A 13,266-nucleotide genomic window follows, 5' to 3' on the forward strand; every position below is an offset into this window, starting at 1 on the left:
CGCAATCGTGACAGTGGTCAGTACGCGCCGCGGCCGTTCAGCACCGCGCCGAAGGTCTTCCACAGGATGGTGAGGTCGGCGGCGAGGGACCAGTTCTCCACGTAGTAGAGGTCCAGCCGGATGCCGTCCTCCCAGCTCAGGTCGGAGCGGCCGCTCACCTGCCACAGGCCGGTCATGCCGGGCTTCACCAGCAGCCGGCGGGCCACGTCACCGTCGTAACGGGCCACCTCCGAGGGCAGCGGCGGGCGCGGCCCGACCAGGCTCATCTGACCCAGCAGCACGTTCACCAGTTGCGGCAGCTCGTCCAGTGACCATTTGCGCAGCAGCCGGCCGACGCGGGTCACCCGGGGGTCCTGGCGCATCTTGAACATCAGGCCGTCGGTCTCGTTGCGCGCGGTCAGCTCGGCGAGCAGCGCGTCCGCGTTCACCACCATGGTGCGGAACTTGAACACGCCGAACTCCTGCCCGCCCCGGCCGACCCGGACCTGGCGGAACAGCACCGGGCCCCGGCTGTCCAGTTTGATGGCCAGGGCGATGAACGCGATGAGCGGCAGCAGCACCGCAAGCGCCAGCGACGAGGCGGACCTGTCGACGAGACCCTTCACCAGCTTGCGGGCCCCACGGAACTCGGGCGCCTCGACGTGGATCAGCGGCAGGCCGGCGACCGGGCGGGTGTGGATGCGCGGGCCGGCGACGTCGGTGAGCGCCGGTGCCACGACCAGGTCGACGCCCGTTCCCTCCAACTGCCAGCCGAGACGGCGCAGCCGGGTCGCGGTCAGCTCACCGGAGGCGGTCACCGCCACCGTGTCCGCGCCGATCGCGGTGGCGGCCTCCGGAATGCCCCGGAACGACCCCACCACCGGCACGTCGCCCAACCGCTGCGCCACCGGCGCGAGCAACGCGTCCGGGATGCAGGCACCCACCACCTGATAGCCGGCGTACGGCTCCCGGCGCAGCGTGTGGACCAACTCCAGCACGTGGGCGGTGTCGCCGACCACGAGGACCTTGCGGGACCAGCCGACGCCGAGCGAACGGGCCCGGTGCAGGCGCTTGCGGGCGGCGAAGCGCGCCACCTCCAGCCCGACGGTGCCCACCGCGAACGAGATGCCCAGGAACCCCCGGGAAACGCCAACGTCGGCGATGTAGCCGAAGATGGCGATCGCCCCGGCCAGGCGGAGGCTGGCGGAGCTGACCCGCCGGTACTCGTCCGCCCCGTAGCCGATCACCCGGTCGTCGTAGCAGCCGAGCGCCTTGAGCGAGATCAGCCAGGCCAGCACCAACCCGGGGGCGACAAGCACGTACGGGATTTCCGAGCCACTCGGCTCGCCCTCACCGAAACGGGCGACATACCCGATCAGCAGCGCGATGATGAGGATCGTGGTGTCCAGCACCACGAGCACCCGGACGTAGGACCGTTGGTCGGCGCGGGCCACCAGCCCGGGGCGTCGGCCGTCCGGCTCCGCCGACGTGGCGGGGGTCAACAGTGTCGCCACGCTCACCGGCCCTCCCACTCTGTACAGGATGGCCCCGGCCGACGGGTCGGACCGGAGGCGGACCGACTGTGCCGGAACAGTCGACATCCTGCCTTGACAACTATGACTGCCGATTGCTTCCGACGTATTGCCGTCACTTTTCTTCAACAACCCGGTGGCCGAAAAGGGGCCTGCCACACCGAATCGACGGTACGGCCGGCCCCTGGACGTCTGAGCTGCGGATCAGCGTGGCGCTGGCGGGCGCCGCGCGATGGCGCTGAGGAAGATGCTGCCGATCTCGCTCGGGTCCTTGGTGACGAAAACGTCGCCACCGGTCACCTTGGTGATCGATTCCAGCTCCGCCTTGCTGACGCCCTCGCCGATACCGATCATGATGACCTGGACCGGCCGATCCGGGTCGGCGATCTGCTTGAGCTTGCTGAGCAGCTGCTGCTGGTTGAGACCGTTGTCGTCCTCGTTCTTGCCGTCGGTGAACAGCACTATCGAGTTGACCCGGCCGGGCTGCCAGTTTTCCTGCACCGCCTGGTAGGCGGCCAGCATCGTGTCGTAGAGGCCGGTGTCGCCGCTGGACGGCTTGACGGTGGCGAGCGCGCCCTCCAACTGGGCCCGCTGACCGGAGAGCGGTCCGATGGGGACCAGCTCCCGGTAGTCCCGGTTGCCGACGAGCTGCGTGGAGAAGGTCCACAGACCGATGGACCAGGAGTCGTCGAAGAGGCCGAGGCCACGGCGGGCCGCGTCGACGGTGACCTCCTCGCGGCTGCGGTTGTTGGCGCTGGGCACCGGGTCCTTCATCGAGCCGGAGACGTCGATGACGGCCAGCATCCGACCGGACTGGGTGGCGATCGACCAGCTGGAGACGACCCGCTGGATGGCGGCCGGGTCGAGGCCACCCGCCGCGGTGCCGCCGTTCGCCGGTGCGGTCGGCGCGCCGCCGGACGGGCTCGGCGCACCCTGCGGCGCCTTGAAACCCTCACCCCAGTTGCCGTCCGGCGCGCGCAGCGACTGCGCGGCGAGCCGGTCACGGAAGGTCGGGCTGGTGAGCAGTTCGAACAGCACCTTGGCGGCCGACGCCTTGCTCGGCTCGATGCCCGGCAACACCGCGTACGGGTAGTCCAGTGGCATCGGCGCCGGCTGCATGTAGAGCGCGGCGAGCGGCACCGGCGGCTTCTTGCTGTTGTAGGCGATCACGTCTTCTTCGGACAGGGCCGCCGCGCCCAGACCACTGGCGATCGACGTCGCGTCGTTCGCCGTCGGGAAGCGGGCCAGCAGGTCGTTGCGGAGCGAGGAACGCCCGGTGGCAAGCGCGCGGAGCGCGCCGACGGTGTTTCGCTGGGCGTCGCCGCCGGCGCCGTTGGCGGCCGCGGTCAGCGACAGCAGACCGGACAGGCCCGCCGCGTCGCGGGTCGGCTCGACGATCCCGGTGCGCAACGGCGCGCTCGTGTTGTTCACCTGCTTGAGCAGGTCGGTCCAGTTGAATTCCTTGTCCGGCCAGCCCAGCCGGGTGGCGATCGGCTCGGGCACCGCGACGACGATGGGGCTGCGCGCGATGGACGCGCCGTTGGTCGGAGCGAACGCTGTCGCGTCCTTCTTCAACCGCAGCAGCCAGGTCGAGGAGTCGGGCACCCAGACGTCCGGGCTGACGGCGGTGCCACTGGCCTGCCCCACACCCGCCAGGACCGCACCGTGCTTGGCCGCCACGACTGCCGCCACGTCGACCGGGTCGGACGCGGAGACGTCGACGCGGATGCAGGTCGGGCCCACCGCGGCGCCGTCCTTGACCCACTGCGACGCGGCGGCGTCGACCGCCGGCGCGAGTTCGGAGGCGACCGCCACGGCAAGCCGGATCTCCCCCGAGCAGCTGGGCTGGACCAACTCCCGATAGCCGAACCACGCGCCCGTCGTCACGACGAGCACCCCCGCCGTTGCGGCGGCGGCGGCTAGGTGGAGTTTCGAACGCATGCGATGGCGGCCTGCTGACACGGTGACCATCTTGCGTACAAGGTGCCGTCTCTGCCACATCCGTTCGGACTAAAGTTACGCAGGAGAAACAGTTGATCACTCTTTTGCGACAGAGAGTGACGTGACAGCCCCATGGCGTTGCGGAATCAGTGCAACACTCGCGTCTCTAAACCATCGTTCAGGGCAAAACGCACGTCGGGCTCGGCACCGGCACCGGCTCCCCGGCCACATCCAGAAAACCGGTCTCGGCGTCGCGCCGGAACACCCGCACCATGTCCGCCCGCTCGTCGGCGACGTAGAGGTGCGCACCGATCAGCGCGAAGTGCCGAGGCCACTCGCCGCCGGTGTCCACTTCGGCCACCAACTCGGGCAACTCTTCGGTCAGGGCGAAGACCGCAACGGTCCCCACCCCCCGGTTGGCGACGTAGAGGAACCGCCCGTCCGGCGCGACAGCGACCTCCGACGGCTGCACGTGACCGGCCCGCTCACTCGCCTCGACACGCCCCCGCTGGTGCAACGCGCCGTCGTCGGTCACCTCGTACGCGGTGACCGAGGCATCCAGCTCACCCACGAGGTAGCAGCGCCGTCCGTCCGGGTGCCGGGCCAGGTGCCGGGGGCCGGTGCCGGGTGTCGTACGGATTCGCGGGGCACGCGGCACCAGCCGTCCGGTCGCCCCGTCCAGGTCGTACCGGTAGACCGAGTCTGTGCCGAGGTCCACGCCGAGGATCGGCCCGCCGCCCGACCCCGGCGAGACCATGTGGGCGTGGGCGTGGTCCTGCCGCTCCGGATCGGGACCGTGCCCCTCGTGCACCACCAGGTCGCTGCGCTCGCCCGGCACACCCTGCGGGTCGAGTGGGAAGACCGCGATGCTGCCGCTGCCGTAGTTCGCCGCCAGCAGATGGTCGCCGCCGGGCAGCACCGCCAGGTGGCAGGGCTCGGCGCCACCCGTCGACCGGCTGCCGAGCGGGTCCAACGCACCGTCCGCGCCGACCTGCCAGGCGCTGATCTGCCCGTCGGTCAGCTCGTTCACCGCGTAGAGCACCGGCTGGGTGGGGTGCCGCGCCAGGAAGGAGGGGGACGGGGTGACCGCCACCGTGCCGAGCGAGGTCAGCGCCCCGGTCCGAGGGTCGCGGTGGGCCGCGACGATGCCGCTGCCCCGTCCGCCACTCTGCGCGGTGTAACCCCCGATGTGGACGATGTCACCCTGACCGCTCACGTTCGACTCCTCCGCCGGCATCCCTCGTTGATCCAACCAGAGGCTGCCCCCGTTGCCCGTCCGTTAACCGGCTTTCCGGCCCGGTTCTCAGGCCGCCGGCACCGGCTCTCCGCGCTGCCGGGCGACGTGCTCCACCAGAGAGATCAACACCACCTTGCCGGACTGCCGGTCCCGAGCGTCGCAGAGCACCATCGGCACGTCCGGGTCCAGGTCGAGCGCTCTGCGTACGGTTTCCAGGTTGAACCGGCGGGAATCGTCGAAGCAGTTCACGCCCACGACGAACGGGATGCCACGCTGCTCGAAGTAGTCGATGGAGGGGAAACAGTCGGCCAGCCGCCGGGTGTCGGCGAGCACCACCGCGCCCAGCGCACCGAACGCCAACTCGTCCCAGAGGAACCAGAACCGGTCCTGACCCGGCGTCCCGAACAGGTAGACCTGAAGGTCCTCGTTGATGGTGATCCGGCCGAAGTCCATCGCCACGGTGGTGGTGGACTTGCCCTCCACGCCGGAGATGTCGTCGGTGCCGATTCCCGCACCCGTCAACACCTCCTCGGTCTGCAACGGACGGACCTCGCTCAGGGCGCTCACCAAGGTCGTCTTGCCGGCACCGAAGCCTCCCGCGATGAGGATCTTCAGGGCCAGCGGAATGGTGGTGCTGGTGCCCGCCTGGTCAAAGCGCACGGAGTCCACTGACCACCGCCTTGAGGATGTCGTCGTCGGGAAGGATGCCGGCGGTCGGCGGCTCGTGCACCGCGACCAGGCCCTCGGCGAAGAGATCACCGAGCAGTACCCGGACCACGCCGACCGCGAGGTCCAACTCGGCGGCCAGTTCCGCCACCGACACCGGCCGGCTGGCCAACGCGACCAGCCGTCGATGCTCCGGCAGCAGACGCGGGTGACTCGCCGCGTCGACGTCCGCACCGGCCAGCACGAACGCGACCAGGTTGAATTCGTCGACGGCGGCGCGTACCCGGCCACCGGTGAGCGTGTACGGGCGCATCACCGGGCCGGCGTCACCGTCCAGCCACTCGTGCTGCGGCCCGGGCGGCTCAGTCCGCATCTCCGGCACCCGCCGCCGATCGGGCCGGCGCGGCAAGGCTCTCCCCCACCCGGATCACCAGCATCGCCATCTCGTACGCGACAAGCCCGATGTCCGCGTCGGCGTCGCTCACCACGGCGAGGCAGGCACCCTGCCCGGCGGCGGTGACGAAGAGGTACGCCGCCTCCATCTCCACCACTGTCTGCCGGACCGGCCCGCCGTCCACGTGGCGGCTGGCCCCCCGGGCCAGGCTGGAGAAGCCGGCGGCGAGCGCACACAGGTGCTCGGCGTCGGAGCGCTCCAACTCGGCGGAACAGCCGAGCATCAGGCCGTCGGCGGAGAGCACCACCGCCTCCCGGGCGGGCGGTACCCGTTGCACCAGGTCGTCGAGCAACCAGTCGAGGCCGGCGCTCTGCTTCGTCGAATTCCGCACTAGGCGTCCCTCTCAGTTGCGGTGGGGGGTCCGGGATTTCTCGGCGGGTCGGCGGGGACCACCGGGGCCGCCGTCGGGGTCGGTGCCGGGCCGGCCGGGGCCGCCGGGGGGACGACTGTGGCGCGTCCGCGCGCCGTGCCGGCCTGAAGCGCCGCCATCACCTGGCGGACCTCCTCCGGCGAGCGGGGCGACGGGGTGTCGGCGACAGTCGACCGGGGCTGGGCGGCGGGGGTACGACGCCGTACCCGGCGGGGCAGGCCGTCCAGCTCGTCGGTCGGATCGTCGGAGGTGACCGGCGGGGCGGTCGAGGCCGGTGCCCCGCTCGGTGGGGCGGGCGGGGCCGTGCTGGCGGACGGGGCCGTCGGCGGGCGGGTACGGGGGCGGGTCACGGTGCCCCGGCGTGCCGTCCGAACCAGTCGCCGGCTCGAGTCGGCCGACGCGGCGTCGAGGGTGGCGGGGTCGGGGCCGGCAGGCGGTTCGGTGGTGATCAGGTCGCCGGGGACCAGCACCACGGCGGTCACGCCACCCTCGCTGGACGAGCGCAGCCGCACCCGTACGCCGTGCCGGGCGGCCAGCCGGGCCACCACGAACAGCCCCAGGCGGGCGCTCTGCGCCGGGTCGAACTCGGGCGAGCTGGCCAGCCGGATGTTGGCGGCCTCCAGAGCCACGTCTGACATGCCCAGCCCCTGATCGGTGATCTCCAGGGCGTACCCGTTGGCCACCTGTTCGCCGCTGACGGTGACCCGGGTATCCGGCGGAGAGAAGGCGGTGGCGTTCTCGACCAGCTCGGCGAGCAGGTGGATCACGTCGCCGACCGCCCGCCCGAGCACCCCGGCCGGCTGCACGGAGGTGACGTCCACCCGCTCGTACGCCTCGACCTCGGAGATCGCACCGCGGATCAGGTCGACGATCGCGACCGGGTTCCGCCAACCCCGGCCCGGTGCCGAGCCGGCGAGGATGACGAGGTCCTCGGCGTGCCGGCGGAGCCGGGTGGCCAGGTGGTCGACCTGGAACAGCTCGGCCAGCTCGTCCGGGTCCTCGCTACGCCGCTCCATCCGGTCCAGCAGGTGCAGCTGGCGGTGCACCAGGCTCTGGCTGCGGCGGGCGATGTTGAGGAAGACCTCGTTGAGCCCACGCCGCAGGGTGACCTCGTCCACAGCGGCCTGGACGGCGGTGCGCTGCACCTCGGTGAAGGCGCGCCCGACCTCGCCGATCTCGTCGTGGCCGTACTCCAGCGGTGGCGCCTCCCGGGCGACGTCGACCTGCTCGCCCTGGCGCAGCCGGGTCACCACGTCGGGCAGCCGGTGCTCGGCCAGCTCCAGCGCGGCGGTGCGGACGCCGCTGAGCCGCCGGGCCAGGGTGCGGCCGACCCGCAGCGCCACGAGCACCGAGACGACCACGGCGATGAGCCCGAGCACCCCGGCGGCGGCGAGCCGCACCAGGATGCCGACCGCCATCGGCACCGAACGGTCGGTGAGCGCGTCGGCCTCGGACAGCTCGAAGTCCCGCAACTGCTGCTGCACCGCGTCCTGACTGGCCTGCCACGCCGCCGCGTCGACGGCCGGCCGGCCGGACCGGTTGGGTACGACAAGCGCGTCCTGCATGGTGCGCAGCCGGGTGAACGCCTCGCCCTCGGTCAACCGCTGGTAGGCGGCCCGGCTGCTCTCGGGCAGGTCGGCGACGGCGCTTTCGGTGAGCCACCGTTGGTTGCCGATGGTCTGGACGAGCTGGGTGTGTTCCCCCTCGGCGAACCGCCCGGCGGTCAGCGCGCCGGCCAGCAGCGCGTCGCTCTGCCCGAGGAGTTCCCGGGAGCGCCCCAGCGCGGTGAGCGCCAGTGCCTCCCGGTTGATGGCCGGGTCGGTCAGGGTCGCCATGCCGGCGAACGCCTGGAAGGCAGCGGTGACCATGCCGCTGTAGAGGCCGATCGCGCCGGCCCGGTCCACCTTGCGGTCGTCGATGAACGTCCGCCCACTGGGTAGTGCCGCCAGGGCGGTGACCAGTTTGTCGATTCGGGTTTCCAGCAGGTCGTCAGCGGCGTCGCGCAGGGGCTCCCCGTCCACCCGGCGGCGCAGTTCGGCGACCGCCCGATCGGTGCGTCCACGCTGTTGGGCGAGTGCGGGCAGCTCGGTGTCGCCGGCGAGCTGCACCACCGAGAGTCGGCGTTCCCGTTGCAGCTCGGTGACGACTGTCTCGCCGGGGCGACCCAGGTCGTACAGCAGCGTGCGGGAGGAGAGCAGGTTCAGGGCGGGGCCGAAGGTCAGGGTGGTCGCGAAGATCCACAGCGCCAGGAGCGCTGTCACTGGCGCGACGACCAACGCGGTCAGCTTGGAGCGGATCGGCCAGTCGCGGGTTCTCATCAGACCTCGCCCATACAGGGGTGGCAGGAGGGGTGCCGGCACCGCCGGGCAACGCGCCGCCCGGCCGCGTCGCCGAGCACCGGCGCGGGCGACTTGGGCAGGATACGTAATCGGGGGCGGTTGCACTACCGCCCGTCGCGTCGACATCCACGCTCCGGGATGTGCGCGGGGTGGGAATCTGCCGGCCGCGACGAAACCGCACTGCTGCACCACTCGTCCCGAATCTGCTCCCGGTCGAGGGCCCCGATCAGGAAAGTGTCTCGGATCGGGATTGGCGATCACTGCGCAGAGGGAATAGCAGATGACGAAGGAGGAGCCCATGTCGCCCACGCAGATAATCGTCATCGTGCTCGTCGTGCTGGTGGTCGTCGCGGTGCTGGCCGTGGCCGCCCGCTCGCTCAACAGCCGCCGCTCGCTGCGCAACCGGTTCGGGCCGGAGTACGACCGGGTGGTGGCGGAACAGGACAGCCGGTCCGCCGCCGAGCGCGAACTGCGCGACCGGGAACGTCGGCATGCCGAGCTCACGCTCACCCCACTCACCCCGGAGTCCCGGGCCCGGTACGCGGCCGCCTGGGAGGAACTCCAGGTCCGCTTCATCGACTCCCCCGGCGAGACCGTGGGCGACGCCGACGAACTGGTCACCCGGCTCATCGAGGAGCAGGGCTACCCGACCGGCGACTTCTCCGACCAGATCGCCCACCTCTCGGTGGAGCACGCCCGCACGCTCACCAACTACCGGGACGCGCACGAGATCCACCTGCGCAACTCCCGAGGCGAGGCCAACACCGAGGAGCTGCGGCAGGCGGTCGTGCACTACCGCGCACTCTTCGCCGACCTGCTGGGCGAGGACCCGGTCGGTCACCGCACGCCCGAACAGCGCCACCACCCGGACCACGACGCCACGAGCCGCTGAGGAGGCCACCGATGCGCCAGGAAGAGCAGCAGGTGAGCAACGACCACCCGGAGGCCGTCAGGTCCGCTCCCGTGCCGGTGCCCCCGGCCGGCGATCGGGCCGACCGCTCCGATGTCCCGGAGGACACCCTCGACGACCGGGGCACCTTCGACGACCACACCGCCGTTCACGAGCGGACCGACGACACTGACCGGGAAACCGCGTACGACAGGGCCGACGACGAGTTGACCGACGACTCCGACAGGCGTCACCGGCGCGACGACCAGTCCACCGACGAGGGCGGTTTCCACGAGCCGGGGCCGCTGCCGACGACGTTCGGCGCCACCACGGTGGCCGACGCGGTGGCCGCGTCCGCGCTGGCCAGCCCGCACCCGCAGGATCAGCCGGACCCGCGGGCCGAGCGCACCGCCCAGCCGGGTGACGGCGCCGAGGACGGCGAGCGGGAGGGTCTGCGCGCCGACCCGACAGCGGAGCTGCACCGCCGCGACGCGGACCTCGACGACGACCCGGTCCTCGACGGCCGGCAGGATCTCGACGACCGCACGGACCTCGACGACGCGGACCCGTCCGCGCGGCCCGTCGTCACGCCGGGGAACACCGACGACGACAGCGAGGGACGCGGCGATCTGACCGGCGATCGGGATGCGGTGACGGCGGGCGCGGCCGGCTACGGCAGCGCGACACCGGGAATGGTCGACCCGGACGCGGACGGCGAGCCGGTTCCCGGCGACGACACCAGCCCCACGCTGGAGTCGGCCGGAACGTCGCGGCCCGCCGGGTCGACGGTGGCGGCCGAGCCCGCCACCCTCCTCGACATGGACACCGCGCAGGGCTTCCGGGACCGTTGGCGGGACGTGCAGCTGCGCTTCGTCGACGACCCGCAGGCGGCCGCCGGTGAGGCGCAGTCGCTGGTGGAGGAGGCCATCCAGGCTCTCTCCTCGGCGCTTGCCGCACAGAAGAACACGCTGGGTGGGTGGCAGGACGCCGGCTCGGTCGACACCGAGCAGCTGCGAATGGCGGTCCGCAACTACCGGGACTTCCTGGACCGCGTACTCGGTCGCTGATCCAACCGACCTCACGAGGCGCCCCGGCCGAGACGGCCGGGGCGCCTCGTGCGTGCTGCCCGTGGCCACCCGCCGGAAGCAGCCCGTCCGCGCCGCAAAACGGCGGTGTCGCTCTTCAGGAGTGAAACCGCGCGGACGGGGTAATAGGGCGCGCGCGGACCAACACGCGCGGGCGTCGTGACGAGGGGTGACGGCATGGACGGCGACGGTCTTCGGCTCAACATGAACGGCCTGGACTACCTGATCCTGGCGCTGTACTTCGTCACCGTCCTCGGGGTCGGCTTCGCCGCCCGCCGGGCGATCCGGACCAGCGTCGACTTCTTCCTCTCCGGCCGTTCGCTGCCGGCCTGGGTGACCGGTCTCGCCTTCGTCTCGGCGAACCTGGGCGCCCTGGAGATCATCGGAATGGCCGCGAACGGGGCCCAGTACGGCGTGATGACGGTCCACTACTACTGGATCGGCGCGGTCCCGGCGATGGTCTTCCTGGGCATCGTGATGATGCCCTTCTACTACGGCTCCAAGGTCCGCAGCGTGCCGGAGTACCTGCGCCTGCGGTTCAACCGCCCCACCCATCTGCTCAACGCGCTCAGCTTCGCCGTCGCCCAGGTGCTGATCGCCGGTGTGAACCTCTACGCGCTGGCCCTCGTCATGCAGGCGCTGCTCGGCTGGCCGCTCTGGACGGCGATCGTCGTCGGCGCGGCGATCGTGCTGGCGTACATCACCATCGGTGGCCTGTCCGGGGCGATCTACAACGAGGTGCTCCAGTTCTTCGTCATCCTCGCCGGCCTCATCCCGGTCACCGTGATCGGTCTGGTCAAGGTCGGCGGGTGGAACGGCCTGATGGACGCGGTAGGCGACACCAAGCTGGGCGAGGCGGGCCTGCACGCGTGGCAGGGCACCGGTAGCACTGCCAACCCGCTGGGCGCGCACTGGCTCGGCATCGTCTTCGGCCTCGGCTTCGTGCTGTCCTTCGGCTACTGGACGACGAACTTCGCCGAGGTGCAGCGGGCCCTCTCGGCGAAGAACATGAGCGCCGCCCGGCGTACGCCGATCATCGCCGCGTACCCGAAGCTGTTCATCCCCCTGGTCACGATCATCCCCGGCCTGGTGGCCCTGGTCACCGTCAAGGGCCTCGGCGCGGAGAGCGGCGACCTGCAGTACAACAACGCGATCCCGCTGCTGATGCGCGACCTGCTCCCCAACGGCGTGCTCGGGGTGGCGGTGACCGGCCTGCTCGCCTCGTTCATGGCCGGCATGGCGGCCAACGTGAGCGGCTTCAACACCGTGTTCACCTACGACATCTGGCAGGCGTACGTCCGCCGGGACCGCTCGGACGAGTACTACCTGCGGGTCGGCCGGTGGGCCACCGTCGCCGCCGTGGTGATCGGGATCGGCACCGCGTTCATCGCGGCCGGGTTCAGCAACATCATGAACTACATCCAGGCGCTCTTCTCCGTCTTCAACGCGCCACTGTTCGCCACCTTCATCATCGGCATGTTCTGGAAGCGGATGAGCGCCCTGGCCGGCTTCTGGTCGCTGCTGCTGGGCACCCTGGTGTCACTGAGCCTCTACCTGCTCTACAAGGGCGGTGTGATCGATTTCAACTCCGACCTGGAGGAGAGCTTCTGGGGTGCGGGCCTGGCGTTCGTCACGGCGGTGGTGGTCGCCGCGATCGTCACCCCGCTCACCTCGCCCAAGCGGGACGAGGAACTGCGCGGGCTGGTGTACGGCATGGGTGGCGTCGACCTGAAGGGCGACGTGCTCGCCGGGGACGCTGTCTGGTACCGCTCCCCGGTGCTGCTCGGTCTGATCGCGGTCGCGCTGGCCGCCGTCTTCTACATCCCGGTCTTCTGAGGAAAGGGGTCGGCAGATGAGCAACGATGGCCAGCCGGCACAGGACCCGCTGATCGACGAGGCGCAGGCGGAGCAACGGCGCTCAGCCGCCGCCCGGCTGTTCGACATCCGCCGGGTGATCGGTGGCCTCTTCGTCGCGTACGGGATCATCGTGACGCTTATCGGCATCTTCGACAGCCGGGCCGAGATCGACAAGGCCGAAGGCGTACGGATCAACCTGTGGGCCGGGCTGGCGATGCTCGTGTTCGGTCTGCTCATGTTGCTCTGGCAGTGGCTGCGTCCCGCCGAAGCGCCGTCCCCGAACGAGCAGCAGCCCGACGCCTGACCGTCGGCCCCTGGACCCCGATCGCACGTCATGAGCACGGCCCGGCCCGACCGCCGGGCCGTGCGGCATGAGCACGGCACGAAGGGGTACGTGGGGGAAATCAGGCACCGTGTCGGACCCAGGAGGCAGCACCATGACCGATCGCGATCGCCAACCGCCGCTGGAGGACAGCCCCGAGGTGGCCTCGGCGGTGGACGATGACGCCACCGTGCCGCAACTGCGCACCGGGGGCGGCCCGGACCGGGACACTCCGGGCTTCGCCGAGCCCCGCAGCCGACCGGACGACCTCGCACCGGAGACCGACGAGCTGATCGGTGATCCGTACGCTGCCGGCACCGGGGCGACCGGGACGGGCACCGGCGCCGGCGGGGACAACATCCGCACCGGTGCCGAACAGCAGTGGGAGCCGGAGGACCTGGTGATGGCCCGCGGCCAGGACCTGACCCCGGAGAACCTGGACAAGGCCCGCCGTGACCTGGCCGAGCAGGGTCGCGCGGCGATCGAACGCACGGTGCCCTGATCGGGCCCGCAAAGGGGGGTCCCCGGCCCGACCTGTGACGGTCGAGCCGGGGACCCGGGGGAACCTGCTGCCAACAGTGCCTCACCAACCACT

The 13,266-nt window shown here is 71.2% G+C and carries 12 protein-coding genes; 5 read left to right on the forward strand and 7 right to left on the reverse strand.

Annotated features, from left to right (window positions below):
* Positions 1-17: 17 nt before the first annotated feature.
* The 7 genes from ABZ406_RS05095 to ABZ406_RS05125 all read right to left on the reverse strand — a co-directional run bounded on the left by ABZ406_RS05095 (position 18) and on the right by ABZ406_RS05125 (position 8,497).
* Positions 18-1,499, reverse strand: coding sequence for a sugar transferase (locus ABZ406_RS05095; protein ID WP_357756047.1), 1,482 nt, complete (start codon positions 1,497-1,499; stop codon positions 18-20).
* Between the two features lie 216 nt (positions 1,500-1,715).
* Positions 1,716-3,473: a substrate-binding domain-containing protein gene (locus ABZ406_RS05100; RefSeq protein WP_357756048.1), complete on the reverse strand. Its 1,758-nt coding sequence runs from the start codon at positions 3,471-3,473 to the stop codon at positions 1,716-1,718.
* Positions 3,474-3,630: 157 nt separating this feature from the next.
* Complete coding sequence (locus tag ABZ406_RS05105; RefSeq protein ID WP_357756049.1) at positions 3,631-4,668, reverse strand: lactonase family protein; 1,038 nt, start codon at positions 4,666-4,668, stop codon at positions 3,631-3,633.
* Between the two features lie 87 nt (positions 4,669-4,755).
* Positions 4,756-5,358 (reverse strand): ATP/GTP-binding protein, encoded by a 603-nt coding sequence (locus tag ABZ406_RS05110; protein WP_357756050.1) that lies wholly within the window; start codon positions 5,356-5,358, stop codon positions 4,756-4,758.
* Positions 5,339-5,728 carry a DUF742 domain-containing protein gene (locus ABZ406_RS05115; protein ID WP_357756051.1) on the reverse strand — a complete coding sequence of 130 codons (390 nt, stop codon included), beginning with the start codon at positions 5,726-5,728 and terminating at the stop codon, positions 5,339-5,341. The genes ABZ406_RS05110 and ABZ406_RS05115 overlap by 20 nt, the downstream gene beginning before the upstream one ends.
* Positions 5,718-6,140, reverse strand: coding sequence for a roadblock/LC7 domain-containing protein (locus ABZ406_RS05120; protein WP_357756052.1), 423 nt, complete (start codon positions 6,138-6,140; stop codon positions 5,718-5,720). The genes ABZ406_RS05115 and ABZ406_RS05120 overlap by 11 nt, the downstream gene beginning before the upstream one ends.
* A complete protein-coding gene (locus ABZ406_RS05125; protein WP_357756053.1) occupies positions 6,140-8,497 on the reverse strand; it encodes a nitrate- and nitrite sensing domain-containing protein in 2,358 nt (785 codons plus the stop codon). The genes ABZ406_RS05120 and ABZ406_RS05125 overlap by 1 nt, the downstream gene beginning before the upstream one ends.
* Before the next feature lie 319 nt (positions 8,498-8,816).
* Between ABZ406_RS05125 and ABZ406_RS05130 the strand changes: the two genes are divergently transcribed.
* The 5 genes from ABZ406_RS05130 (at position 8,817) to ABZ406_RS05150 (ending at position 13,173) form a co-directional block, all read left to right on the forward strand.
* Entirely contained in the window at positions 8,817-9,410 is a 594-nt protein-coding gene (locus ABZ406_RS05130; RefSeq protein WP_357756309.1) for a hypothetical protein, read from the forward strand.
* A gap of 11 nt (positions 9,411-9,421) precedes the next feature.
* A complete protein-coding gene (locus ABZ406_RS05135; RefSeq protein WP_357756054.1) occupies positions 9,422-10,474 on the forward strand; it encodes a hypothetical protein in 1,053 nt (350 codons plus the stop codon).
* A 195-nt stretch (positions 10,475-10,669) separates the two neighbouring features.
* Positions 10,670-12,328, forward strand: a complete 1,659-nt coding sequence (locus tag ABZ406_RS05140; RefSeq protein ID WP_357756055.1) for a sodium:solute symporter family protein — start codon at positions 10,670-10,672, stop codon at positions 12,326-12,328.
* Between the two features lie 16 nt (positions 12,329-12,344).
* A complete protein-coding gene (locus ABZ406_RS05145) occupies positions 12,345-12,653 on the forward strand; it encodes a hypothetical protein (protein ID WP_355429394.1) in 309 nt (102 codons plus the stop codon).
* A gap of 133 nt (positions 12,654-12,786) precedes the next feature.
* Entirely contained in the window at positions 12,787-13,173 is a 387-nt protein-coding gene (locus tag ABZ406_RS05150) for a hypothetical protein (protein WP_357756056.1), read from the forward strand.
* Positions 13,174-13,266 lie beyond the last annotated feature (93 nt).

This window comes from Micromonospora sp. NPDC005710 (genome assembly GCF_040630995.1).
Taxonomy (GTDB): Bacteria; Actinomycetota; Actinomycetes; order Mycobacteriales; family Micromonosporaceae; genus Micromonospora.